Origin of the sequence: Nonomuraea sp. 10N515B, from assembly GCF_052245915.1 — a bacterium.
Classification (GTDB): domain Bacteria; phylum Actinomycetota; class Actinomycetes; order Streptosporangiales; family Streptosporangiaceae; genus Nonomuraea.
Window position 1 is genome coordinate 1 of sequence record NZ_JBQQBQ010000083.1, and the last position, 22539, is coordinate 22539.

General features: G+C 68.7%; 25 protein-coding genes. 19 read left to right on the top strand and 6 right to left on the bottom strand.

Translation table 11 applies throughout. The features are described from left to right. The 8 genes from ACTWQA_RS52645 to ACTWQA_RS52680 all read left to right on the top strand — a co-directional run. On the top strand, positions 1-194 hold a 194-nt coding region (locus ACTWQA_RS52645), incomplete at its 5' end, for a hypothetical protein (RefSeq protein ID WP_443166357.1). Continuing rightward, positions 133-723 (top strand): DUF4158 domain-containing protein, encoded by a 591-nt coding sequence (locus ACTWQA_RS52650; RefSeq protein WP_443166358.1) that lies wholly within the window; start codon positions 133-135, stop codon positions 721-723. The genes ACTWQA_RS52645 and ACTWQA_RS52650, both read left to right, overlap by 62 nt. Before the next feature lie 406 nt (positions 724-1129). Then, positions 1130-1441, top strand: a complete 312-nt coding sequence (locus ACTWQA_RS52655) for a hypothetical protein (protein WP_443166359.1) — start codon at positions 1130-1132, stop codon at positions 1439-1441. 81 nt (positions 1442-1522) lie between these two features. Then, entirely contained in the window at positions 1523-2251 is a 729-nt protein-coding gene (locus ACTWQA_RS52660; protein WP_443166360.1) for an ABC transporter ATP-binding protein, read from the top strand. Then, positions 2248-3018 carry an ABC transporter permease gene (locus tag ACTWQA_RS52665; protein ID WP_443166361.1) on the top strand — a complete coding sequence of 257 codons (771 nt, stop codon included), beginning with the start codon at positions 2248-2250 and terminating at the stop codon, positions 3016-3018. Before ACTWQA_RS52660 ends, ACTWQA_RS52665 begins: the two co-directional genes overlap by 4 nt. Beyond that, complete coding sequence (locus tag ACTWQA_RS52670) at positions 3015-3803, top strand: ABC transporter permease (RefSeq protein ID WP_443166362.1); 789 nt, start codon at positions 3015-3017, stop codon at positions 3801-3803. Before ACTWQA_RS52665 ends, ACTWQA_RS52670 begins: the two co-directional genes overlap by 4 nt. Positions 3804-4047: 244 nt before the next feature. Further along, positions 4048-5595, top strand: a complete 1548-nt coding sequence (locus ACTWQA_RS52675) for a DUF4158 domain-containing protein (protein ID WP_443166363.1) — start codon at positions 4048-4050, stop codon at positions 5593-5595. 74 nt (positions 5596-5669) lie between these two features. Then, entirely contained in the window at positions 5670-6941 is a 1272-nt protein-coding gene (locus ACTWQA_RS52680) for a cytochrome P450 family protein (RefSeq protein WP_443166364.1), read from the top strand. 378 nt (positions 6942-7319) lie between these two features. Here ACTWQA_RS52680 and ACTWQA_RS52685 read toward each other — a convergent pair whose 3' ends face one another. Beyond that, complete coding sequence (locus tag ACTWQA_RS52685; RefSeq protein WP_443166365.1) at positions 7320-8054, bottom strand: helix-turn-helix domain-containing protein; 735 nt, start codon at positions 8052-8054, stop codon at positions 7320-7322. Between the two features lie 261 nt (positions 8055-8315). On the opposite strand from ACTWQA_RS52685, the gene ACTWQA_RS52690 reads away from it, so the two are divergent. Together ACTWQA_RS52690 and ACTWQA_RS52695 are read left to right on the top strand one after the other, a co-directional pair. Next, a complete protein-coding gene (locus ACTWQA_RS52690) occupies positions 8316-8675 on the top strand; it encodes a DUF1048 domain-containing protein (protein ID WP_443166366.1) in 360 nt (119 codons plus the stop codon). Between the two features lie 78 nt (positions 8676-8753). Beyond that, positions 8754-9995, top strand: a complete 1242-nt coding sequence (locus ACTWQA_RS52695) for a serine hydrolase domain-containing protein (RefSeq protein WP_443166367.1) — start codon at positions 8754-8756, stop codon at positions 9993-9995. 330 nt (positions 9996-10325) lie between these two features. Here the strand turns inward: ACTWQA_RS52695 and ACTWQA_RS52700 are convergent, their stop codons facing one another. Further along, positions 10326-10826, bottom strand: a complete 501-nt coding sequence (locus ACTWQA_RS52700; RefSeq protein ID WP_443166368.1) for a DUF4158 domain-containing protein — start codon at positions 10824-10826, stop codon at positions 10326-10328. A gap of 129 nt (positions 10827-10955) precedes the next feature. Between ACTWQA_RS52700 and ACTWQA_RS52705 the strand changes: the two genes are divergently transcribed. Further along, a complete protein-coding gene (locus ACTWQA_RS52705) occupies positions 10956-11186 on the top strand; it encodes a hypothetical protein (protein WP_443166369.1) in 231 nt (76 codons plus the stop codon). A gap of 84 nt (positions 11187-11270) precedes the next feature. Here ACTWQA_RS52705 and ACTWQA_RS52710 read toward each other — a convergent pair whose 3' ends face one another. Next, complete coding sequence (locus ACTWQA_RS52710; RefSeq protein ID WP_443166370.1) at positions 11271-11960, bottom strand: response regulator; 690 nt, start codon at positions 11958-11960, stop codon at positions 11271-11273. Then, entirely contained in the window at positions 11957-12784 is an 828-nt protein-coding gene (locus ACTWQA_RS52715; RefSeq protein ID WP_443166371.1) for a sensor histidine kinase, read from the bottom strand. The genes ACTWQA_RS52710 and ACTWQA_RS52715 overlap by 4 nt, the downstream gene beginning before the upstream one ends. Before the next feature lie 140 nt (positions 12785-12924). On the opposite strand from ACTWQA_RS52715, the gene ACTWQA_RS52720 reads away from it, so the two are divergent. From ACTWQA_RS52720 to ACTWQA_RS52755, 8 genes are all read left to right on the top strand, one after another. Then, complete coding sequence (locus tag ACTWQA_RS52720; protein WP_443166372.1) at positions 12925-13632, top strand: ABC transporter ATP-binding protein; 708 nt, start codon at positions 12925-12927, stop codon at positions 13630-13632. Continuing rightward, positions 13629-15932, top strand: coding sequence for an ABC transporter permease (locus ACTWQA_RS52725; RefSeq protein ID WP_443166373.1), 2304 nt, complete (start codon positions 13629-13631; stop codon positions 15930-15932). Before ACTWQA_RS52720 ends, ACTWQA_RS52725 begins: the two co-directional genes overlap by 4 nt. A gap of 546 nt (positions 15933-16478) precedes the next feature. Next, positions 16479-17048 carry a TetR/AcrR family transcriptional regulator gene (locus ACTWQA_RS52730; protein ID WP_443166374.1) on the top strand — a complete coding sequence of 190 codons (570 nt, stop codon included), beginning with the start codon at positions 16479-16481 and terminating at the stop codon, positions 17046-17048. A 48-nt stretch (positions 17049-17096) separates the two neighbouring features. Continuing rightward, positions 17097-17468, top strand: a complete 372-nt coding sequence (locus tag ACTWQA_RS52735) for a TetR/AcrR family transcriptional regulator (protein WP_443166391.1) — start codon at positions 17097-17099, stop codon at positions 17466-17468. Next, complete coding sequence (locus ACTWQA_RS52740) at positions 17438-17596, top strand: hypothetical protein (RefSeq protein WP_443166375.1); 159 nt, start codon at positions 17438-17440, stop codon at positions 17594-17596. Before ACTWQA_RS52735 ends, ACTWQA_RS52740 begins: the two co-directional genes overlap by 31 nt. A gap of 227 nt (positions 17597-17823) precedes the next feature. Continuing rightward, positions 17824-18639 (top strand): oxidoreductase, encoded by an 816-nt coding sequence (locus ACTWQA_RS52745; RefSeq protein WP_443166376.1) that lies wholly within the window; start codon positions 17824-17826, stop codon positions 18637-18639. 27 nt (positions 18640-18666) lie between these two features. Next, positions 18667-19545: an alpha/beta fold hydrolase gene (locus ACTWQA_RS52750; RefSeq protein WP_443166377.1), complete on the top strand. Its 879-nt coding sequence runs from the start codon at positions 18667-18669 to the stop codon at positions 19543-19545. 105 nt (positions 19546-19650) lie between these two features. Continuing rightward, complete coding sequence (locus ACTWQA_RS52755) at positions 19651-21324, top strand: CocE/NonD family hydrolase (RefSeq protein WP_443166378.1); 1674 nt, start codon at positions 19651-19653, stop codon at positions 21322-21324. A 394-nt stretch (positions 21325-21718) separates the two neighbouring features. On the opposite strand, the gene ACTWQA_RS52760 is transcribed toward ACTWQA_RS52755, so the two are convergent. Together ACTWQA_RS52760 and ACTWQA_RS52765 are read right to left on the bottom strand one after the other, a co-directional pair. Continuing rightward, positions 21719-21886 (bottom strand): hypothetical protein, encoded by a 168-nt coding sequence (locus tag ACTWQA_RS52760; protein ID WP_443166379.1) that lies wholly within the window; start codon positions 21884-21886, stop codon positions 21719-21721. 25 nt (positions 21887-21911) lie between these two features. After that, entirely contained in the window at positions 21912-22532 is a 621-nt protein-coding gene (locus ACTWQA_RS52765; protein WP_443166380.1) for a DsbA family oxidoreductase, read from the bottom strand. Positions 22533-22539 lie beyond the last annotated feature (7 nt).

The following is a 22539-nucleotide window of genomic DNA, read 5'->3' on the forward strand; positions in this document are numbered from 1 at the left end:
CGTGCTTCCTCCAAACTCACCGGACCCTGCTGACAGGACAACTCCATGAGCTCGTCGACGACACCGTCCACATCGAATCTCCGCTGGTCACAGCCATGATCGAAATCGAAGCTAAAGATAAGCTTCGTTATCTTGCTGAAGTTCTACACGCAGCACGGCCGGTTCCCGCGCGGCCGCTCGGAACTGCCGGATGACGTGGTCGAGCATGTGGCCAAGCAGGTGCAGGTACCGGCCTCAGAGCTCGGCTTCTACGAGTGGTCCGGCTCCACGATCGAGTACCACCGCAGCCAGATCCGTACGCACCTGGGCTTTCGCACCTGCACGACCGCGGACGCCACCAAGCTGGCGGGGTGGCTGACCGAGAACATCGCGCACGCCGAGCGACGACCAGAGCGGGTCCGGGAGGAACTGCTCAAGCATCTGCGCGAGGAGAGGATCGAACCGCCGACGCCCGGGCGGATCTCCCGGATCGTGGCCTCGGCCCTGCACAACGCGGAGGTCACCTGGTCGGTGCGGATCTGCTCCCGGTTGAATCCCGAGACCACGCAGCGCATCTGCGCGCTGGTCGGCCTCGACGATGACAGCCGCACGGCGGCCGACGCGGCCGGCGATGGCCAGAAACCCACGGACGAGGCGGCTGCCGAGGGAGAAGGCGAGGACGAGGACTTCGACGTGCTGGCGTTCATGGCCCCTGAGCAGCAACCAATCGGTCAGTGGCGGTAGCGGGCTGACGTCAGCGGCCCTACCGCCATCCAGCGGTCCGATACTGGTGGCTGGCTACTCGAAGACGCGGTCGACGACGGCGGCTTGCTCGGTGGTGCCCGTAATGGCACAGTCGGATATTGGAACTGTCCGAATACCCTCCGGTGGGGTCCGAGCCCGACCACAACGATGGCCGTCCTTCATCGCTGCGCTTGTAAAGACCTCACGCTCACCGTGGCCCCTTGTGATGGGCGGGTCCTGCGTCAAACGGGCTCGCGCTGGAGAGGTCCCTGGTCACGTGGCTGCTAACCGAAGGCCCGGCGCGCTATTCCGACACCTCCGTGACCTCGTGACCTGCGGTTTCTCAGCCACCAGATGCAATTCCTGAGCCTTCTCGGAAGTACCGGGCTGACGTGTCGATGGAGGCATGGCCGAGGAGGGCCTGGACCTGGGCGCCGCCTTCACAGCCTCGGGCTCCCTGCGGGCGTCCTGGCCCGAGCGATCGCCCGTCGGCCGCCATCACAGCGTCGTGCACCAGTTTCCCGCCATCCTGGAGATGTTGAGCGGCCGCGTACCCGCGACCTTCTACCTGGAGGCGTGGAACTTCGACATCTACCCCGACGCGGTGCGCGCCATCGCCGGAGCCGGCCACGGGTGGGAGCCAAAATCGGTCGAGCGAGGCGGGCGATTCCTTGTAGCATCCAGATCATGCGAGATAACTGCCGTTAGGTCCGCCTAGCGGTTGCGCCACGAGCCCCGCCGGGCGTGCCGTGTGCCCCCACGTCACCAACCTCCCCCGGCCGTGAAGGCGAAGTTGCGCATGCCCGCAGTCATAACAATCCGTGATCTCACCAAGACCTACCGATTCCACCAGCAGGGCGCAGGAGTCCTCGGCGCCTTGAAGAGCGTCGTACGGCGCCGCTACGAAACCCGGCTCGCCGTCGACCGCATCAGCTTCACCGTCGAGCGCGGCGAGTTCCTCGGGCTGCTCGGCCCCAACGGAGCAGGCAAGACCACCACCCTGAAGATGTTGTGCGGGCTGCTCCACCCCACCTCGGGCGAGCTGAACGTGCTGGGCCGCATCCCCGCCCGGCGCGAGCGTGACCACCTGCGCCGGATCTCCATGGTCATGGGGCAGAAGAGCATGCTGTGGTGGGACGTGCCCGCCATGGACAGCCTGCTGCTGCACAAGGACATGTATGGAATGTCCGACAAGGAGTTCCGGGACTCGGTGGCCGAACTCGCCGAGCTGCTCGGGGTGACGGACCTGCTGGCCGTACAGGTGCGCAAGACCTCCCTCGGCGAGCGCATGCGGCTGGAGCTGCTGGCCGCGCTGCTGCACCGGCCCGAGCTGTTGTTCCTGGACGAGCCCACGATCGGCCTCGACGTCGAGGCCAAGGCGCGTGTACGCGGCTTCCTGGCCACCCTCAATAGGGAACGCGGCACCACGATCGTGCTCACCAGCCACGACATGGGCGACATTGAGGCGCTCTGCCAGCGGATCGTCGTCATCGAGCAGGGCCGGATCGCCTACGACGGTGCCCGATGAGGGCCACACTGCGCGTGCTGCGCCGCCTGCTCGGGCTCAACCTCGGCCTGGCGATGGCCTACCGCGGCGAGTTCGCCTTCTACGTGCTCGGCGGGCTGGCCGCCCCGGTCGTCTCGCTGCTGATCTGGCGCGCCGCCTTGCGCTCGGGCGCCCGCCTGCCTGTCGACGAGACGTACCTGACCACGTACTTCGTGCTCATGGGCGTAGTACAGATGCTCACCTCCTCCTGGCTCGCGCCGTACCTGGCGGCCTCCATCCGGCGCGGCGAGCTGTCGGTCTGGCTGGTCAGGCCCGTGCCCAGCCCGCTGGACGGCATCGCCAACAACCTCGTGGAGAAGCTGCTCAAGCTCTGCTGGCAGGCTCCGGCTATCGCGCTGCTCTGGTGGTTGCTCGACGTAAGACTGCCCGACGCCCGCTGGGCTCTCGTCGCGGTGAGTGTGGCGCTGGCCGCGATCCTCGTCTACGCCGTCGACCACCTGATCGGCTCGCTCGCGTTCTGGTTCGACGACGTGGGCGGCCTCATCTCGGCCAACGCGCTGTTGGCCCGGGTGCTCTCAGGCGGGGTGGTGCCGCTGGCGCTGATGCCGGAGTGGACGTCGGCGCTGCCGTACCGCTTCATGCTCTCCTTCCCGCTGGAGATCGCCATGGGCGCGCCCGCCCTGGCCGAGGGCCTCGCCCTTCAGGTCGCCTACACCGCGATCGCGGTGCTGGGGGCGCGCGCGGTGTGGCGGGCCGGGCTGCGCGCGTATGCGGCGGTGGGCGCATGAGGGCCCACCTGCGGCTGATGCGCCGCTTCCTCATCCAGGCGCTGGTGCGCGAGACGCACTACCGCGCCCACTTCGTCGCCACGCTGACCGTCGGACTCGCCGAACTGCTCGTCGGGCTGCTGCCCGTCTGGTTCCTGTACGGCCACGCCGACGAGGTCAACGGCTGGACGGGCGCCGAGGTCGTCGCCCTCGTCGGCGCGTACCAGATCACGACGGGCCTGCTGGCAACCTTCGTCGCGCCCAACCTCACCCGGATGACCGCCTACCTCACCAAGGGCGAACTCGACCTGGTCCTGATCCGGCCGGTCTCGGCGCAGTTCTACCTGACCTTCCGCTGGATCAGGCTCGCCGAGCTGGGCAAGGCCGCCACCGGCCTGATCGCGCTCTGCTCCGGGCTAGCGGCTGCGGGCGTGCGCCCGGGCCCGATCGAGGTCGTCCAGGCGATCCTGCTCGGCTGCTGCGGGCTGGTCCTGCTGACGTGCGCCTGGTCGGCGCTGGTCTACCTGGCGTTCTGGACGCAGGGCGCCGGGCCGATCACCGTGGTCTTCGACGCCTTCATGGAGGCGGGCCGCTACCCCCTGGCGTACTATCCGGCGGCCGCGCGCGCCTTCCTGACCTTCGCCTTTCCCGTGGGTTTCGCCACCAGCTTCCCCATCGAGGCGCTGACGGACGGGGTCGGCTGGCTGCCTGTTCTCGGCGGTGTCGCGATGTGCGTGGCAGCCGTCGCGGCCCTGCGCCTCTACTGGCGCCTGGGCGTACGCGGTTACTCCAGCGCGAGCAGCTGACCAAAAGGGCATGCCTGTGACTTAGCCTCGGTCTCCCGAAGCCTAGTCGGAGAGAGTTGCCTGGTTGTCGACGGGGCGCGGCTGCGGCGGAACACCGCCTCGTGCCCGTCCCGTTTGATTCAACCGGTCGCGGCGGCTGCTTGTCGGGTGCCTCCGGAATACGGCAGAAACGGGCCACGCTCTTGATCACCGGTCGTTAAACTCCTGACTTCACGCTGGTTAGTGATGGTTCCGGAGGGTTTGGGTGGCGTCGATCGATCGGACGGCGTACCCGAGGTTCGCGCGGGCCGTGTCGGCGCGGGAACTGGCGGAGGTGTTCACTCCGTCGGCAGTCGAGGTGGAGTGGGCGCGCGGCAAGACGCAGGATGATCAGCATCTGCTGGCGTTGCTGGTGTGGTTGAAGGCCTACCAGCGGCTGGGATATTTCCCGAAGCTCAAGGATGTCCCCGCGGTGGTCTCCGAGCACATCCGAGAGGTGATCGGCTTGCCGGAGGGGGTGGCGCTGGAGGATGCCGCGGAGCGGTCGGCCAAGCGGCATCGCTCGTTCGTGCGTCAGCGGATGGGCGTCACCTATGACGCTGCCCGGGTCCGGGAGGTGGCCGATGAGGCGATCCGGAAGGCTGTCCAGGCCAAGGACAACCCCGCTGACTTGATCAACGTGGCGCTCGAGGAGTTGGTTCGCGCGGAATGCGAGCTGCCCGGCTACACGACGCTGGATGAGATGACCAAGAAGATCCGCACCGAGGTGAACCGCGGGTTCTTCACACTGGTGGCCGCCCGGGTTGACGCCGGAGCCCGGGCGAGACTGGCCCGGCTACTGGTTGTCGACCCCATTGCCCGGCGCAGCGCGTACGACGGGTTGAAGGACGTGGCACAGGCCGCGTCCCTCAACAAGTTCAAGGGCCGTCTGGCGTTCCTGCGGGAACTGGACGCTCTCGGGCCGACCGAGGCGTGGCTGGAGGGGATCCCGCCGGGGAAGATCGCACATTTCGCCGGAGAGGCGAGGGTCACCGATGTCGCGGACCTGCGCAAGGTGCTGGACGAGGACAAGCGCCTCACATTGATCGTGAGCCTGCTGCATACGGTGCGGACCGGAGTGCGGGACGACGTGGTCACGATGTTCTGCAAGCGGATCGCGACAATCCACAAGAAGGGCCGCGACCAGCTGGAAGCCTTACGGGAGGCGCACCGGGCCGAGTCCGAACGCCTGCTGGGCGTGTTCGGCGATGTTCTGGACGGCGTCCGCGAGGCCGTCACACCCGCCGAGCCCGACGCAGCCGATCCGCCGACGGACGGCGCGAGTACCGATCCCGCCGCGAGCGCGGGTTCCGGATCCGGGGATGTTGCCGAGCGGGCGGGCCGGCTGGTGTTGAAGGCGCTGGAGGACGCTGGCGGCCTCGACGTTCTGGCGGTCGCGCACGAAGCGGTGTCGGCCTATCACGGCAACAACTACCTGCCGCTGCTCGACCAGCACTACCGGTCCCACCGCTCACGCGCAGATCGTCCACCACGGCGTCAAGTGCATCGGGCTGGCCCACGTGTACTACGCGGCCGTCCTGAAGCTCGGCACGTGACGCTGAGCCGGTCCCGGTGCCTGCCGGGACCGGCTCACCGATGCGAGACCGCGTTCACCACATGCCCCGCCGGCCCGAGCCGCCGCAGGCCTCACCCCTGGGTTCCCTGGGTCGCGCCGGCGTGGTGCCGGGCGGCAACCAGGCGCCGGTGCTCATTCCCAAGACACGACCGGCACAGAATGTGGCCTGGTCGGCAGGTGGAAGCTGCTCGGAGGTAAGACCTTCGCTACTTGGCGTGGTCAACAGTGACACGCACAGTGAGTATGACATTCAGTCATAGGAGTTGTTGCCGATGCACATCCCCCTCCAACTGCCGGCTCCGAACGAGCGGACATCCCAAACGATCCGCCGCTATCGCGACGAGATCGGCCCCGTCCTGCGGGTCGAACTGCCGGGCAAGGTGCCCGTCTGGTTGGTGACCTCGTACGACATGATCAACGAGGTCCTCGCGAACGACGGCATCCTCTACAGCAAGGACCCCAGGAACTTCACGGCCTTGCACGATGGCAGCATCCCCCCCGACTGGCCGCTGCGCCAGATCATCGAAGGCAAACATCTCCTGACCAAGGACGGTGCGGACCACCATCGGCTGAGAGGTCTCATCAACCACGCCTTCACGCCCGGCCGCGTGCAGGGGCTGACCTCACGCATCCAGAAGATGACGGACGCGTTGCTCGACCGGATGGCCGCCGAAGGCGGCGTGGTCGACCTCGTGTCCTCCTTCAACGCGCCGCTGCCTCTCACAGTGATCTGCGAACTGTTCGGCGTTCCGGAGGACGAGCGGCCCCAGATCCGCGAGTGGGGCAACGTACTGGTGTCGCACACCGCCGCTCCGGAGGAGTCCCTCGCCGCGAACAACGGGGTGCTCGGCTACCTGGCCGCCTTCATCGAGCGCAAGCGCCGCGAACCCGGCGACGACCTCACCACCGGGCTCATCCGCGCGCAAGAGGACGACGGCGACCGCCTGACCGAGGACGAGATGTTGTGGATCATGTGGCATATGCTGATCGCCGGTCACGAGACCACCGTGCACCTGATCGGCAACGCCGTCATCGCCCTGTGCTCGGACCCGAAGCAGCTCGCGCTGGCGCGTAAGGAGATCGCCTGGGAGCAGGTGGTCGAGGAGACGCTGCGCAGCCGCACCTCGGTGGTGGGCATCATGTTGCGCTACCCGCGGCATGATGTGCAGCTCGCCGGGGTGACGATCCCGGCCGGGGAGGCCATCATGATCGGCCTCGCCGGAGCGGGCACGGATCCGGCCAGGTTCGGCCGGGAAGCCGAGCGGTTCGACGTCACACGGGAGCCGGAGATGCATCTGGCGCTCGGCCGCGGTCCGCACTTCTGCCTCGGTGCGCCGCTGGCCAGGCTGGAAACACGCATCGCGCTGGCCTCATTGTTCGGCAGGTTCCCCGAGTTGCGCCTAGCGGTCGGGACGGACGAGATCGTCTACAACTCGTCGATCATCACCGAGGGACCGGTCAGGCTGCCGGTGGTTCTCGGTCCCGCGAGGGGCGTGCCCGGCGCGACCTCGTGCAGCTCGGCGTCGGCCCACGATTTCACGTAGGCAAGCGGAGTGACGCGACGGGCGGCAGGGAAGAAGGCCGCTCGGGCCAGTTCGTCCACAGGCAGGTTCGCCAAGCCCCCGCAGCACGGAACCCTCTCTGTCGTGCGTCGAGATGGACAGGCACACGCGGTCCGCGGAGCCGGCACGCCGGAAAGACCCGATCGGCCCGTTGAGGAGGAATAACCAAGTGAACGGCCTGCCCGAACATCTTGGGCGGTTCGGGCCAGGCTGATCATCGCCCGCTGGAGTGTGCAATCCGCGGCGTCGGCAGCGCGGTGGGCCAACTCAAAGCGAAGGACTTGCTGTCCTCGCGGGTCAGCTTGGCCCACAGCCCAAGTACGGCTGGAAGGGGCAGCCGGTGGATTTCGCATGATTGCTTTATTCGGACAGGGGTGCACGGGCGTTCCGGTCGGCCTGGTTCTGCTGCCACTGCTCCATGGCCTGTCGGAGGGGCACGTTCACCAAGCGTAGGAACTCGGCGGCGACGCCGAAGCGCGCGCCGGCCGGGGTCGCAGCCCCGAGGATCTGGGCCGCGCGCTGCGATGCGGCGATCAGGGTGTCGTTCTGCTGCATGGCCGCGAGGGTGGAGCGGACCCAGAGCTCGTCGTCAACGACGTAGCGCTCGCGGCGCCCGCCGGGAGTGCGTTCCCGCTTGATGAGCCCCTGCTGTTCGAGGAAGGCGACGGTCTGTGAGATCGACGCGGGGCTGACGTTAAGCCGATGGACCAGCTCGGAGGCGGTGAGGGTGCCGGAGTCGGTGACGTACAGGCAGGCCAGCACCCTGGCCGTCATCCGAGGCATGCCCTGCTGTTCGAGGAGCGTGGCGAAGGATTCGGTGAGGTCCTGGACCGCCCGGGGATCGCGCCCGTGGCTGCTGTCGCCAACCGGCGGCGCCGGGGACTTGGCCTGGCGGTGCCGGCGGGCCCGCTGCTGGGTGGCCTCCTGGGCCCGCTGAGCCCGGTAGTCGTCGGGTCCGCCGTTGCGGGTGACCTCCCGCATGATGGTGGAGGCGGGCCGCCCGAGACGGCGGCCGATCTCTGTGTAGCCGAGCCCTTCGGCCAGCCCGGCAGCGATCTGCTGACGGTCCTCGCTGGTGAGCCTGTCTCCGGGCATCGACGCTCGTCTCCCATCTGCGTGCGTGCGCGGGCTCGGCGCCCGCTCTCCTGCCGCACAGTATGCATTCACTCGCACCTCATTGCAATCCAAAGCGTGATCACCCATTGCATTCAGTTTCATATTCATTGCAATTTCGGCCACACACCTCAGCTATACAGGCCTTTTGACGCCGAGGAATGTTGACCGAAGGTTGAATGCAATGTACTGTCACAAACATTCAGTGATACATGAACGTCTGGCACAAAGGAGGCAGAGGATATGTCTGACATCGCAATGGGTGGCTTCATCGCGAGGATGATCGGCCCCAAGCGGCGGTGGCGGCAGTACAAGGCGCGCGTGGGCCAGCTCCCGCCGGACTACCGCACGGCGGTTGAAGCGATCGAGCGGCACATGATGCACTTCGTGCCGTCTGACGGCGGCAGCGACGCGTCGCGGTTCGAGAAACTCGCCGCCCTGTTCGAACAGGCTGCGGCGAATGGGACGCCGATCCGCGAGATCGTCGGGCAGGATCCGGTGAAGTTCGTCGAGGAGTTCGTCCGCGACTACTCCGACGGCGGTTACGTCCCCGCGCGTGCGCGCAAGCAGTTGACCGACGCCATCGCGCGCGTCGCCGCCTGAGACCGCCGGACTCCCGACTCTCGTGCGCGCCGCGCCGGGACGGGTCTTGCAAGATCAGACATTGTGTAAAGGAGATTCATGATGGGACACAGCAACAGCGGCTTCTCCAAGACCGGGCTGGACAGACTGCGCGACGTGCTGGCACGGCATGTCGAGTCCGGGAAGATCCCCGGGCTGGTCGCCCTGGTCAGCCGGGGCGAGGAGACCCACGTTGAGACGATCGGGACGATGCGCCATGACGGTGGCGCGCCGATGCGCCGCGACACCATCTTCCGGATGGCCTCGACGACCAAGCCGGTCGGGGCGGCGGCGGCGATGGTGCTGGTGGACGAGTGCCGACTGCGGCTGGACGACCCGGTGGATCCGTGGCTGCCCGAGCTCGCCGACCGGCAAGTGCTGACGCGGCCCGACGGACCGCTGGACGACACGGTGCCGGCGCGGCGGCCGATCAGCGTGCGGGACCTGCTCACCTCCACCAACGGGCTCGGCATGGACATGACCGCGCCGGGCACCCCGATCATGGGTGCGCTCTTCGAGCGGGGCATCTACGGGCAGGAGGACGGATGGCTGCTGCCCGCGCCGGACCCGGATGAGTGGATGTGCCGCCTCGGCGCATTGCCGCTGATCTGCCAGCCCGGCGAGCGGTGGATCTACAACCTCAGCAACGACGTGCTCGGCGTGCTGGTGGCCAGGGTCACCGGCCAGTCGTTCGAGGAGTTCCTGCGCGAGCGCATCTTCGACCCGCTGGGCATGAAGGACACCGGCTTCCACGTGCCCGCCGACAAGATCCACCGGCTGCCGCCGCTGTACGCCCCCGACTGGCAGACCGGAGAGTTCCGCGTGGAGGACCCTGACGAAGGGGGACACCACAGCACGCCTCCGGCGTTCCAGTCCGGCGGCGGCGGACTCGACTCCACCGCCGACGACTACCACGCCTTCTTCCGGATGCTGCTCAACGGCGGGATTCACGACGGCGAACGGATCCTGTCCCGGCCCGCCGTCGAGATGATGACCACCAACCAACTTCCACCCGAGCAGCTGGCCGCCCGAGTGGCCTTCGGCCGCGACTCCGTCCATCGGGGGTATGGCCTGGGACAGCACGGCGGCTGGGGCTTCGGCATGGCGGTGCGCACCTACCGGGGCGACTACGCCCCCGTCGGCCAGTTCGGCTGGGACGGCGGCAGCGGCACCACCGTCTACGCCGACCCGCACCACCAACTCGTCGGCATCCTGCTCACCCAGACCGGCATGTCCACCCCGGATTCGGCGCGGGCCATCCACGACTTCTGGACCACGCTCTACCAGGCCATCGACGACTGACAGCCCATCCTGCCTGGTCGAGTCGGTCCGATAGAAAGACTTGACCAGGCTGCGGCCTTCGAGCGCGCACCCTTGTTGGTCATGTCCGGAAACGGGAAGTGTGGCTCAAACGATCAACAAGTTGCCGTCATACGCTGCCGAGCGAGCCGAGAGCACCGATGCTCAGCCGAGCGCTCTCGGCACTGGCACCAGCGCCCTTTTGATCAAGCAGCCAGCTCGACGTCGGTGAAGTCGACCTCTTTTAGCAGGGGATCGAACGGGTCTGGCTGGTGGTGTAGTTCGTCGGTGGCGTACGCGCCGAAGCGGCTGATGTGGCGAAGATCGTGGCGTTCACCTCAGCACGCTGCTGGCCAGGTCCTCCAGCGTCGTGTACCCGAGCAGTTCCAGCCGGAGGCGGAGCAACTCTTCGATCGCCACGTTGATCAGGTCCGCCGGGTTGTTCTTGGCCTGGGCCGCCTTCCGGATCGCCGCCGCGGCGATCGCCCGGGCCCGGCCCGCGTCGTACTGCACTCCCTGACGCTGGCGCACCAGCTTGCGATGCGCCTTAGCGCTGCCGGAGGAGCCATGGTCCGGCCAGACGTCCTCGGGCAACTCCAGACAGCGCCGGACGTGGTCGATCACCACCTCGGGGATCTCGTCCGGGGACGGAAAGCGCGCCATCCTCTGAAAGCACTTCAACGCCGGCACCAGCGCGAAGCGCGACTCCGGGCTGCCGGTGCGCTTTTCGGCCCAGGCCACCTCTTCCGACGACGGCGTGAAGAACACATGCAGCACCCGCGCCGATGTCAGCCGCTTGAACTGCGGATAGGCGGTCCGCTCGATCCACGTCATCCCAAGGCCGTCCCACGCCTCGATTCCGGCGTCCAGACGCCGAAACCGTAGCGACGATCAACTCCACCAGACACCTTGTTCACCAAACCGCAACCAAACCCACGCGGAGGGTCACATCATCCGACGCATATGCCCTCTGGCCTGCGGCTCAGCACCCCGCTGCCCCTTTCTCTCGTACTTGGTCTGGCCCCCGAGTGCCCGCATGATCCTCACCTACTCGCAGTCGGCCAAAACCCCGCCTCACCCCATCACACCGACCAGACCGAGCTTTACTCGCGCAAGAAGTGGGTCAACGTGGGGTTCACCGAACCTGAGATCAACTCCGACCCGGAGCTGCGCACCACCACAGTGCGCGGCTGACCAAAGGTGCGGCGCGTGGGGCGACGTCGGGCCGCAGGTGCTCAAGAGTGGAAAAGGGCCACCACACCGGCGCGGCGCAGGCTCCTACCCGCTCTCACCCGGCGAGACCAGCCCCGTCTCGTAGGCGAGCACGACCGCCTGCGCCCGGTCTCGCAGCCCGAGCTTGGTGAAGATGCGGCCGACATGCGTCTTGACGGTCGACTCGCTGAGGGTCAGGGCCTTGGCCAGCTCGGTGTTGGACAGCCCCTGCCCCAGGAGCCTCAGCACCTCCAGTTCGCGGGGCGTCAGCCCGACCAGTTCGCGGTGTGCGGCGGCTGGGGCGGGGGCGGGCCGCACGTCGGCGCAGGCGTAGCGCTCCACCAGCCGGCGGGTGATGGAGGGGGCCAGCAGCGCGTCGCCGGTGCTGACCAGGCGCACGGCGGCGGCCAGATGCTCGGGGGTCACGTCCTTCAGCAGGAAGCCGCTGGCCCCCAGCGACAGCGCGGCATAGACGTAGCGGTCCAGGTCGAACGTGGTCAGCATGATCACCCGGCAGGTCGGCTGCTCCAGCAGGATGCGCCGGGCGGCCTCCAGGCCGTCCATGTTGGGCATGCGGATGTCCATCAGCACCACGTCGGGGCGCAGCTTCCGCGCCGCCGCGACGGCCTCCGCCCCGTCGGCCGCCTCACCCACCACGGGGATGCCGCGCGTGGTCAGGATCAGCCGGAAGCCACCTCGCACCAGTGCCTGGTCATCGGCGATGAGCACCCGCGGCACCGCCTCTGCCGCGCTCACGGCCGGTCCAGCGGGATACGCGCCCGCACGCGGTAGCCGCCGCCCAGCCGCCGCCGGGCATCCAGGTCGCCGCCGTAGACGGCGACCCGCTCACGGAGACCCATCAGCCCGCGGCCTGCGCCGTCCCGCTGATCGGCGGGGGCCGGCGCATCGCCGGTCAGAACGCTCGGCCCGCTGTTGAGCACCTCCACCCGCAGGTAGTGCTCGGCGTAGCGGACCGTCACCTGCGCCTGCACGCCGCTACCGTGCTTGAGCGCATTCGTCAGCGCCTCCTGCACGATCCGGTACGCGGTGACGTCGATCCCGGCGGGCAGCGGCCGCGGCGCCCCCGAAATGCGCACTTCGACGGGCAGACCGGCGAAGGCGAACCGGTCGACCAGCGCGCTCAGTCTGCTCAGGCCCGGCTGCGGCGACAACTCGCTCTCGTGCGGCTCGTCCTCGCCGCTCTGCGACGGCGCGAGCAGCCCCAGCAGGTGACGCAGCTCGGTCATCGCGTCCCGGCCCGCGCCCTCGACCGCCCTGAGCGCCTGCTCCGCCTCCCCTGGCATCGTCGCCAGCACCTCCCGGGCCGCCCCGGCCTGCACCACCATCAAACTCACGTTGTGGCTGACGATGTCGTGCAGCTCACGGGCGATTCGGGAACGCTCGCCCTCCACCGCGGCGCGGGCCGCGCTCTCCCGCTCCCGCTCCAGCAGCCAGCCGCGCTCCTCCAGCGCCCGCCGGTGCAGGCGGCGCGCACGCACCAGTGCCACGCCCAGCCACCCCGCCACGGCGCAGGCCGCCACCAGCGCCACCAGCAGCCACCCGGCCCCGGAATCCCACACGACCTTCAATCTTCCAGATGCCGGCCGGCAGCGCATCAGACCGGGGTCCCACAGCCGTACATCTGTGGTACGACACCGCCGCCAGGGGTCAGTCCGCGGGCCGATGCCGCCACCCGCACGCCTGCCCTACGGTTCTCCAGGTGAACAATGATGACCGGACCGGCCAGCCCGTCGTACGGCTGGACAGCGTGCGCAAGGAGTACGGCGCGACCACGGCGCTGAACGGCCTGGACCTGCGGATCCACGCCGGGGAAGCCGTCGCCGTGATGGGACCGTCGGGATGCGGCAAGTCGACCCTGCTCAACATGATCGCCGGCCTTGACCGCCCGACGGCGGGCACGGTGGAGGTCGACGGCCAGGACCTGGGCGGGCTCGACGAGACGGGGCTGGCGCTGTTCCGGCGCCGCCACATCGGCATGATCTTCCAGTTCTTCAACCTCATCGACGACCTGCCGGCGCTGGACAACGTCGCGCTGCCCGCGCAACTCATCGGCACCTCCGCCCGCCACGCCCGCAGACGCGCCCTCGAACTGCTCGACGAGCTCGGCATCGCCGCCCGCAAGGACGCCTACCCGGCCACGCTCAGCGGCGGCGAACGGCAGCGTGTGGCCGTGGCCCGCGCCCTGATGAACCGCCCGGCCCTGATCCTGGCCGACGAGCCGACCGGCGCGCTGGACAGCCGCTCCGGCGAGCAGGTGATGGACCTGCTCATCGACCTCAACCAGATCGGCCAGACCCTGCTGATCGTCACCCATGACCCGCACCTCGCCACCCGCTGCGCCAGCCGCCTGGTCGAACTCGCCGACGGCCGCATCGCCCGGCACAGCACGCTGGAGGGGGTCGAATGAGCGCCGTGTGGCGCACCGCCCGCGCGGCCGTACGCCGCCGACGGCTGCAAACCGTTATCACCGGGCTGGTCGTGCTGTCCGGCACCATCACCACCATGCTGGCCCTGGGGCTGCTCGACGCCGCCACCACCCCGTTCGACCGGGCCTTCGACCAGCAGCGCGGCGCCCACGCGGTGGCCGTCTTCGACACCGCGAAGGTGTCGAGGCAGCAGCTGGCCGAGACCCGCGACCGGCCCGGCGTCGAGGCCGCGTCCGGCCCCTTCGACCAGGCCCTGATCACCTTTCCCCGGACCACCGACATCCCCGAGGCCGAAGGTCCCCTCAAGATCGTGGGCCGTGCCGGGCTCGCAGACCCCGTCGACCGCGTCCGCCCCCTGCAAGGACGCTGGGCCACCGCCCTCGGCGAGATCGTCCTCAATCTGCGCAATGCCGACGCCCCGCCCCGGCCCGGCGCGCTCGGCTCCCGCCTGCAGGCGCCCGGCCTCCCGCCGCTCACCGTCGTCGGCTTCGCCTCCAGCATGAGCCAGTCGGCCGATGCCTGGGTCACCCCCCAGCAGGCCGCCGCGCTACGCCCCGGCAGCATGCAGATGCTCTACCGGTTCACCGACCACGACACCGAGCAGGAGGTACGTGCCGCCCTGGAGGCGGCCACCGCCGGGCTGCCCGCCGGAGCGCTGAGCGTCGCCCGGTCCCACCTCGCGCTGCGCCACGCCTACGCCAGCTCGGCCGACGCCTACCTGCTGTTCATGACTCTCTTCAGTGCTCTCAGCCTGCTCGTCGCCGTCCTGATCGTGGCCAACGTCGTCAGCGGCGCGGTCGTGTCCGGCTCCCGGCACATCGGCGTGCTCAAGGCCGTGGGCTTCACCCCCAACCAGGTGGTCATCGTCTACCTCACGATGGTGTCCATGCCCGCCGTCGCCGGCAGCGTCCTCGGCACGCTCCTGGGCAGCATGCTGGCCGGGCCCGTGCTGCGCGCCGCCTTCCAGGGCGTCGAGAACGGCGCCGCCGACATCGGGATCAGCCCCTGGGTGCCGGTCGCCGCGCCGGCCAGCATGCTCGTGCTGGTCCTCCTGGCCGCGCTGGTGCCCGCGCTGCGCGCCCATCGGCTGCCGGCCGCCCGGGCGATCAGCGCCGGCAGCGCACCCGCCCGGGGCCGAGCCCTGGCCGTCCAGCGATGGCTCGGCGGAACATGGCTTCCCCGCCCCGTCAGCCTCGGGCTGGGCCAGCCGCTGGCCCGGCCCGGCCGTACCATGATGACCTTGGCGGCGATCGTTCTCGGCGTCACCACCGTCACCCTCACCACCGGCCTGACCAGCACCATGCTCGCCTTCGCCGAGGCCGACTCGGCCTCCCGGGTGGTCGTGCGCGCCGGCAAGCCCGCCTTCCAGCAGACCGCGCCCACGCTCAGTGACGAGCGCATCGAGGCGCTGCTGCGCTCACTGCCGGGAGCCGGCAAGGTGACCGCACAGGTGTTCGTCGAAGTGCACCTGGCGGGCCACGCCCAGCGCAGCGACGTCAACTTCCAGCGGGGTGACCCCTCCACCCTGGCGCCGCAGGTCGTCCAAGGCCGCTGGCTGGAAGGGCCGGGCGAGATCGTCGCCCCGCCGCCTTTCCTGACCCAGCGCGGCCTGACGGTCGGCGACCAGGTCACCCTGCAGCTGGACGGCAAGCAGGCCCGCGCCACCATCGTGGGCCAGCTCATGAACGGCGACGTCCGCTTCCTGTGGTCCTCCTGGCAGACCCTCGCCACGCTGGCCCCGCAGACCAGCGCCGACCACTACGAGGTGCAACTCACCCCGCACGCCGACCCCGAGGCCTACGCCAGGGCCGTCAGAGCGGCCGACCCCGGTCTCTACCCCTCCGTCGCGGTCCCCGACTCCCTCGTCACCACCACCGTCGTGGGGCTCGCCTCGGTCTTCACCACGCTCATCATCGTGGTGGCGGCGCTGGGCGTCTTCAACACCGTCCTGCTCAACACCCGCGAACGCCGTCGTGACCTCGGCATGCTCAAATCCATCGGCATGACCCCCCGCCAGGTCACCACCATGACCGTGACGTCGATGGCGGCGCTCGGTCTGGCCGGCGCCCTCATCGGCATCCCCTGCGGGATCGTCGCGCACCGCCTGCTCGTGGACAACGTCGGCATCGTGGTGTTCCCCGAATTCATGAAGGACGTCTGGCAGCCGCCACAACTCGCCCTCCTGGCCGCGGCGGGCGTGGCCATCGCCGTCCTCGGCGCGCTCATCCCCGCCCGGTCCGCCGCCCGCCTCACCATTGCCGCCGTCCTTCACAACGAGTAGGTCGGGCACCGCTGCGCGGGCCGCCGGGCTGAACCTGGCAACAACCTGAAGCTCACAACCGAGTACGGCGGCACGTTCCAGTACCGGGCTGGTCAACGAGCCTTACTTCGACGAACCGATCATCAACCGGCGATCAGACGAAACCTCGGAGATAACCGTGCAGCCGGGGCAGACCCACAAGGTCGTCGGCGTGAGCGGCCATCGATCCGGCCGGTCACGTGACGAAACTGCCCGTCGGTCTGGTCAACGCCGGCAAGGGGGCCGCTGTCGGCGGCAAGCAGGTCAACCTGGGGGCGCAGATCAGCGAGTCGATCAAGAAGTCCACTGCGAGCGGGGACATGATCGACTGGAGGCCGATGGACGAGAAGGAGGTGAAGGGTGACGCGGGGCTGACCCGGCGCTGGGTGATGTTGGCCGTCGGTCTCCTGGTGGCCGCGCTGTTCGGGTTCGGATGTCCGCCCGGCTGTGCGCGGCGCCGGATATCGCTGCGGCACGCCTGGAAACCGATCGGTTTTCATTTCGCCGGAATGGAGTTAACCTCGCAGTATGACCACCGAAGTGAGGCTCAGTCCCCGAGAGCGGCTGCTGGAGGCGGCGGCCACGCTCACCTACCGAAACGGTGTCGGCATCGGCATCGAGGCGCTGTGCAAGGCGGCGGGGGTGTCGAAGCGCTCCATGTATCAGCTGTTCGAGAGCAAGGACGAACTGCTCGCAGCGAGCCTGGAGGAGCGCTCGTCCGCCTTCGTGAAGAAGCTCCTGCCTGAGGCGGACGATGGCCGTTCACCCCGCGAGCGGATCCTGCACGTCTTCGAGCAGGTGGAGGTGCAGGCGGGTGCGCCCGAGTTCCGAGGCTGCCAGTACCTCGCTGTGCAGATCGAGCTCAAGGACCAGAGCCACCCTGCGAGCAAGGTGGCGCACCGGGTCAAGGGGAACCTGATGGCCTTTTTCCGTGCCGAGGCCGAGCAAGGTGGGGCGAGCGACCCGGATCTGCTGGCCCGGCAGCTCAGCGTGGTCTTCGACGGCGCCAGCGCCCGTGCGGGGATCGGAGCCGACACCCTGACAGGGCTCATCGCGCCCACCGTGGTCACCCTGCTCGATGCGGCAGGCGTGCGCTGACGCATCACCCTTTCCAGGTAGGGCAGCAGGGCCAGAGCCTGGAAGGCCATCGGCGCCCGCGCGGGCGTCACGCGCGGCGCCGTCCACCACCACTTCCGGGACAAGACCCAGCTGCATCAGGAGGCGATCTCCGCCGGGTGGAGCCGCCACGCCGCACCTGCCCTGAGCGAACTGAGCTGCGAAGACCGGCCTCCTGCCCGGCAGCTGGCCGGGTTCCTCTCCCGCTACCTGTGCCTGCTTGCGCAGGACGAATGCTTCCGGGCGCTTGCGGTTGTCTCGGCCCTGGTCGCTCCCCAGATCATCGACGTCGGCGAGGGGATGCGGGAGACCGGCCAGTGGGCGGCCCTGATCATCCCGCTGCTTGAGTCGGTACCGGCATCCGGGCCGGGTTGCGGCCGGCAGACGTCTTGTTCGCCGTGATGGCCTTCCTGCGCGGCGTCACCGCCACCGCCGCCACCGCCCCTCAGGACCTGCCCGCGCCTGAAGCCTCCGCGAGCATCGCCCGCGCCATCGTGGCCGGCCTGATGGAGGATGGGGAGGAACCGTGACCTCGTGGCCGCGGCCGGCGGCGCGCTCTTCGCTACTCCCGCGCGGTACGGCGCAAATCTTGTGCGCCTGGCCCCGGCGACGGTCGAACGCTGACCCTCTGCTGGCGGGCAACGTGAACGAGGGGTGACGCACCTGGATCTGTTTTCTGCTTGAGCTTGCACCGGGAAACCGGTCGGTTTACAGTGAGGGAAACCGATCGGTTTTCTCACTGAGCAGGGAGTCCAGGATGGCGACAAATCGGCCGGTAGCACTCGTGACGGGTGCGTCATCCGGCATCGGAAAAGCGGCCGCGCTCGCGCTAGTGGAAGCGGGCTTCGACGTGGTCGGCACAAGCCGTGACACCTCGCGCGTCACCCCGCTCCACGGTGTGACCTTCTTCGACCTCGACGTGGCCAGTGACAAGTCGGTCACCGCCGCGGTCCAGCAGGTGTTCGAGCGGTTCGGGCGGATTGACGTGCTGGTCAACAACGCCGGCATGGGCGCGATCGGTGCCGTTGAGGAAAGCTCCGTCGCGCAGGCCCAGGACCTCTTCAACGTCAACGTCTTCGGGGTGATGCGCATGACGAAGGCCGTCCTGCCCCGTATGCGCGCTCAAGGACGCGGGCGCATCATCAACCTCTCCTCCGTGGTCGGCTTCCTCCCCTCGCCTTACATGGCCGCCTACGCCGCCTCCAAGCATGCGATCGAGGGATACTCGGAGTCCTTGGACCATGAGGTCCGCGAGTACGGCGTCCGGGCGCTTCTCGTCGAGCCCGCCTACACCACCACCGGATTCGAGGCCAACAGCCCGCGCCCCGACACGCCCCTGCAGGTCTACGCGGACCAGCGGCGCGCCTTCGACCGCATGATGGAGACAGCGATCAAGGACGGCGACGACCCCGCCACCGTCGCCAAGGTGATCGTCGAGGCGGCGACCGACCCGAAGCCGAAGCTGCGCTACACCGCCGGATCCCTGGCCGGACGCGCAAGCACACTGCGCCGCATCGCTCCTGCCCGGGTTTTCGACAAGCAGATCCGCAAGCTCAACCAGCTGGCCGGCTGACGCCGCCCGCCATAAGGAGTCGGTGATATGCCCAGCCAAGAGGCGCGTCCCACGATTGACATTCCGGGGACCACCAGCCACACCATCGCCCCGCGCGGAGGGCGCCACAGCCATGAGGGAACGCTGCGTTACCTCAAAGCGGGCACGGGTGCTCCCCTGATCCTGCTGCACACCGTGCGAACGCAGGCCGAGCACTTCCGCGCCCTCATTCCCTTGATCTCCGACCAGTACACCGTGTACGCCCTCGATCTACCTGGGATGGGCTACTCCGAGATCGTGCCCGGTGCGTCGTACCAGGAGCCGGCGATGCGCGCGGGCGTCGAACGGCTCCTCACCGAACTCGACCTCTATGACGTGACATTGGTCGGGGAGTCCATGGGTGCGGTGCTCGCCCTGACCACCGCGGCCGATCTGCCGGAGCGGGTACGGCGCGTCGTTGCGGTGAATGCGTACGATTACCGCGGCGGAATCGCCCGGTCCGGTCTCCTCGCCCGTGTGGTGGTCGGCGGTGTTCTCGCTCCGGGGGTGGGCCCGGTGGTCGCCGGGGTGGAGCCCAAGGCCATCCTCCGCAGGGTCCTGCAGGGCGGGCTGGTGGACAAGACCGCTTTGCGGGCGGACTACGTGGACGAGCTCCTCCAGGTGGGCAGCCGGCCCGGCTATCCGACCGTCGCCCGGGCCGTATACCAGAGTCTGCCCAGCCTCATCGCGGCCCGCGCGCGCTACTCCGCGGTCAAGGCCCCCATTCACCTCGTTTACGGGGAGAAGGACTGGTCCCGGCGGTCGGACCGGGAGGCCAACAAGGAGCTGCTGCCTGCCGCCGATTTCACGCACGTGCCGGGAGCGGGCCACTTCATTGCTCTGGAACGGCCCGACATGCTGGCCGACCTGTTGAACGCGGTGGCGTGACCGCCCCGAGACCGGAGTGATCACCCCCATTCGGGTGTGGTGCGTGAGGGAAACCGACTTCCACTATGTCGCGTGAAGGCCTCGTGGCAGGCAAAGGAGCGGCACATGGCGGAGATGCGGATCGAGTTCGATGTTCCGGCGCAGATGCGTGACGGCACCGTGCTGCGCGCGGATGTCTACCGGCCCGGCGGTACGGGACCGTGGCCGGTGCTGCTGAGCCGGCTGCCGTACGGCAAGCAGTCGCCCATGGTGGCCATGGTGCTCGACCCCGCGGCGGCGGCCAGGCGCGGCTTCATGGTCGTCCTCCAGGACACCCGTGGCCGGTTCGCCTCTGAGGGGGAGTGGGAGCCGTGGACGTACGAGGAGAGCGACGGCTACGACACCGTACGGTGGGCCGCTGCCCTTCCCGGCTCGAACGGCTCGGTCGGCATGTGCGGCGGCAGCTATTTCGGCAACACCCAGTGGATGGCGGCGCTGTCGAAACCGCCGGAGCTGAAGGCGATCGCGCCGTTGTTTACGTGGTCCGATCCGGACGACGGGCTGTTCTCGCGGGGCGGCGCGATCGAGCTCGGCATCACCGTGCCCTGGTCCCTCATGCAGGGCGCCGACACCCTGATACGCCGTCACCGCACCGACCTCGCCGGGCTGCAGAGCAGCATCGCCGGGCTCGTGCGGGATCTCGACGGCCTGGCGAGCGGCGGTTACGGGGAGCTGCCCGCCGGGCGGTTTCCGGCGTTCGCCCGGCACGACCTGCCCGAGCTGGGCTACGAGCGTTCCCGGCGGGAGCCCGACTGGGCTGCCTCCTGCCGCGTCGCAGGCCGGCACGACGAGATCGATCTGCCTACCTTCCAGGTCGGCGGCTGGTACGACATCTTCTGTCAGGGCACGCTGGACAACTTCACCGCCATGCGCCGTGCCGGCCGGTCCGCCACGCTGATCATGGGCCCGTGGGGCCACGCCAACTGGCGGCACGTGGTCGGTGACGTCAACTTCGGGTTCGGCGCGAACTCCGACTTCATGGGCATGCGGGGTCGCGTGACCGACATGCAGCTCGACTGGTTCGAGCGCACGCTCGGCGAAGGCGAGGCTCCGGAGCCGGGCACGGGCAAGGTTCTGCTGTTCGTCATGGGGATCAACCAGTGGCGCGAGGAGACGGAATGGCCCCTGTCGCGGGCGGTGGACACGGACTTCCACCTGCGCGCGGACGGACGCCTGACGCACGAGCCGCCCTCCACCGCCGAGCAGCCCGAGGAGTTCACCTACGACCCCATGGATCCGGTGCCCACTACCGGCGGCGCACTCTTCATGTCCGACGATTTCCGTCCCGGGCCGCTCGACCAGACCGCGGTGGAGGCGCGCGAGGACGTCCTGGTCTTCACCACCGAACCGCTCACCGAGGACGTCGAGGTCACCGGCCGGGTCCGGGCGGTACTCTTCGCCACCACGGACGGACCCTCGACCGACTGGGTGGCACGCCTGTGCGACGTCGACGACAACGGCGTCTCCCGCAATGTGGCCGACGGCATCGTGCGGGTGCGGGCGACACCGGGCGAGCCCGCCGAGCACGTCGTGGACCTGTGGTCGACCAGCATCGTCTTCCGGGCGGGTCACCGGATACGGCTCCAGGTCGCCTCCAGCAACTTCCCGCGCTGGGATCGCAACCTCAACACGGGCGAACCCGAGGACAGCGCGACCACGGCGCGAGTGGCTCGGCAGCAGGTCTTCCACGACCCCGCCCGGCCGTCCCGCGTCGTCCTGCCGGTGGTTCCGGCCGGATGAAAGCGCAGCCAGCGCCGAGACCGCGCAAGGCGGAACAGCTGGGCAGAGACACCCGATCATGCACCACCGGCCACACCTGCCCGTGACCGAGTTCCCTCACCGGTCGTACCGGGCCAGGCCCAGCCGTTGCGAGGAGCCCAGCCACCTCGCACAGCAATTCGCCGACGTCGCTTCCCGCAGATCGGAGCCCGATGATCTTGTCAGGCACGTAAGGCACGTTGACCGGCCTTGAAGGCATGGTGCATTCACGGCGCTGGCAGACCGGCCAGAGTTCGACTGCTTGGGGCGGGTCTTGGAGCTCCCGCTGCACTGCACGCCGCGTCAGCCAGAGGCCCCTTCCCCCGTGTGAAGGCGAGTCGGTAGGAGTCCGTGCCGGTTTCGATGATGTTCCCTGTCAAGTGAGCGTGTTGAGGGTGAGCTGGTCGGCGTTGGCGGGACCTTCGGAATCGAATGTCGCTTCGAACGAGCCGTATCGGGCGACGCGCCTGACACGGGGGAGGGCGTTGTCGCGGCCCGACATGAACGAGACGCGGATCTCGATGGTCTGGGGTGGCCAGATCAAAGTGGCGAAGGCGGCAGCTTGCGGCTCAGAAGCGTGTCGCGCGTTCGAGGAGGCTTGTCAGAACGGCAGGTTCCTGAATGGCCGAGACTTGCGGGGCTCCGTCAATGACGAGTGCAGGCACGCCTCGGATTCCCCTCTGGGTGGCGCGGCGTTCATCGGCTCGGACTTCAGCGGTGAACGCGTCGCCGGTCAAGAGTTCACCTACCTGGGCGAGATCAAGTCCGGCCTCGACGCCGAATGCTTGGAGAACGTCCGGGTCGGCGATGTTACGGCCCATGGTGTGATAGCCGTAAAGGAGATGCTCCAGAACGGCGTCGGCCAGGCCGCAGGTGGCGGCCAGGTGGATCAGGCGGTGAGCATCGAAGGAGTTGACGGGCCGGGCCTGGTGCAGGTTGAGTTCCAGTTCCTCGGCTTCGCCGAGCGCTTGGATGTGGGCCACCCGGGCGCTCGCTCGGGCTGGGTTGTTCTGGTAAGTGGCGATCACCTGCGCCGCCGTCAGGCCGGGGATAGGGCTTCCGTCCGGATCGAGTTCGAAACTGCGCCAGACGACGTTCACATCGTTTCGGCCCTTCAGGGCGGTGGCCAGTCTTCTCTTGCCGATGTAGCACCAGGGGCACAGGACGTCGAAGTAGACCTCGACTTGCATGATCGTT

Coding starts and splice junctions, on each gene's coding strand:
- ACTWQA_RS52655 (WP_443166359.1), top strand. CDS start 1,130: ATGGCCGAGGAGGGCCTGGACCTGGGCGCCGCCTTCACAGCCTCGGGC.
- ACTWQA_RS52660 (WP_443166360.1), top strand. CDS start 1,523: ATGCCCGCAGTCATAACAATCCGTGATCTCACCAAGACCTACCGATTC.
- ACTWQA_RS52665 (WP_443166361.1), top strand. CDS start 2,248: ATGAGGGCCACACTGCGCGTGCTGCGCCGCCTGCTCGGGCTCAACCTC.
- ACTWQA_RS52670 (WP_443166362.1), top strand. CDS start 3,015: ATGAGGGCCCACCTGCGGCTGATGCGCCGCTTCCTCATCCAGGCGCTG.
- ACTWQA_RS52680 (WP_443166364.1), top strand. CDS start 5,670: ATGCACATCCCCCTCCAACTGCCGGCTCCGAACGAGCGGACATCCCAA.
- ACTWQA_RS52685 (WP_443166365.1), bottom strand. CDS start 8,054: ATGCCCGGAGACAGGCTCACCAGCGAGGACCGTCAGCAGATCGCTGCC.
- ACTWQA_RS52690 (WP_443166366.1), top strand. CDS start 8,316: ATGTCTGACATCGCAATGGGTGGCTTCATCGCGAGGATGATCGGCCCC.
- ACTWQA_RS52695 (WP_443166367.1), top strand. CDS start 8,754: ATGATGGGACACAGCAACAGCGGCTTCTCCAAGACCGGGCTGGACAGA.
- ACTWQA_RS52700 (WP_443166368.1), bottom strand. CDS start 10,826: ATGACGTGGATCGAGCGGACCGCCTATCCGCAGTTCAAGCGGCTGACA.
- ACTWQA_RS52705 (WP_443166369.1), top strand. CDS start 10,956: ATGCCCTCTGGCCTGCGGCTCAGCACCCCGCTGCCCCTTTCTCTCGTA.
- ACTWQA_RS52725 (WP_443166373.1), top strand. CDS start 13,629: ATGAGCGCCGTGTGGCGCACCGCCCGCGCGGCCGTACGCCGCCGACGG.
- ACTWQA_RS52730 (WP_443166374.1), top strand. CDS start 16,479: ATGACCACCGAAGTGAGGCTCAGTCCCCGAGAGCGGCTGCTGGAGGCG.
- ACTWQA_RS52745 (WP_443166376.1), top strand. CDS start 17,824: ATGGCGACAAATCGGCCGGTAGCACTCGTGACGGGTGCGTCATCCGGC.
- ACTWQA_RS52750 (WP_443166377.1), top strand. CDS start 18,667: ATGCCCAGCCAAGAGGCGCGTCCCACGATTGACATTCCGGGGACCACC.
- ACTWQA_RS52755 (WP_443166378.1), top strand. CDS start 19,651: ATGGCGGAGATGCGGATCGAGTTCGATGTTCCGGCGCAGATGCGTGAC.
- ACTWQA_RS52765 (WP_443166380.1), bottom strand. CDS start 22,532: ATGCAAGTCGAGGTCTACTTCGACGTCCTGTGCCCCTGGTGCTACATC.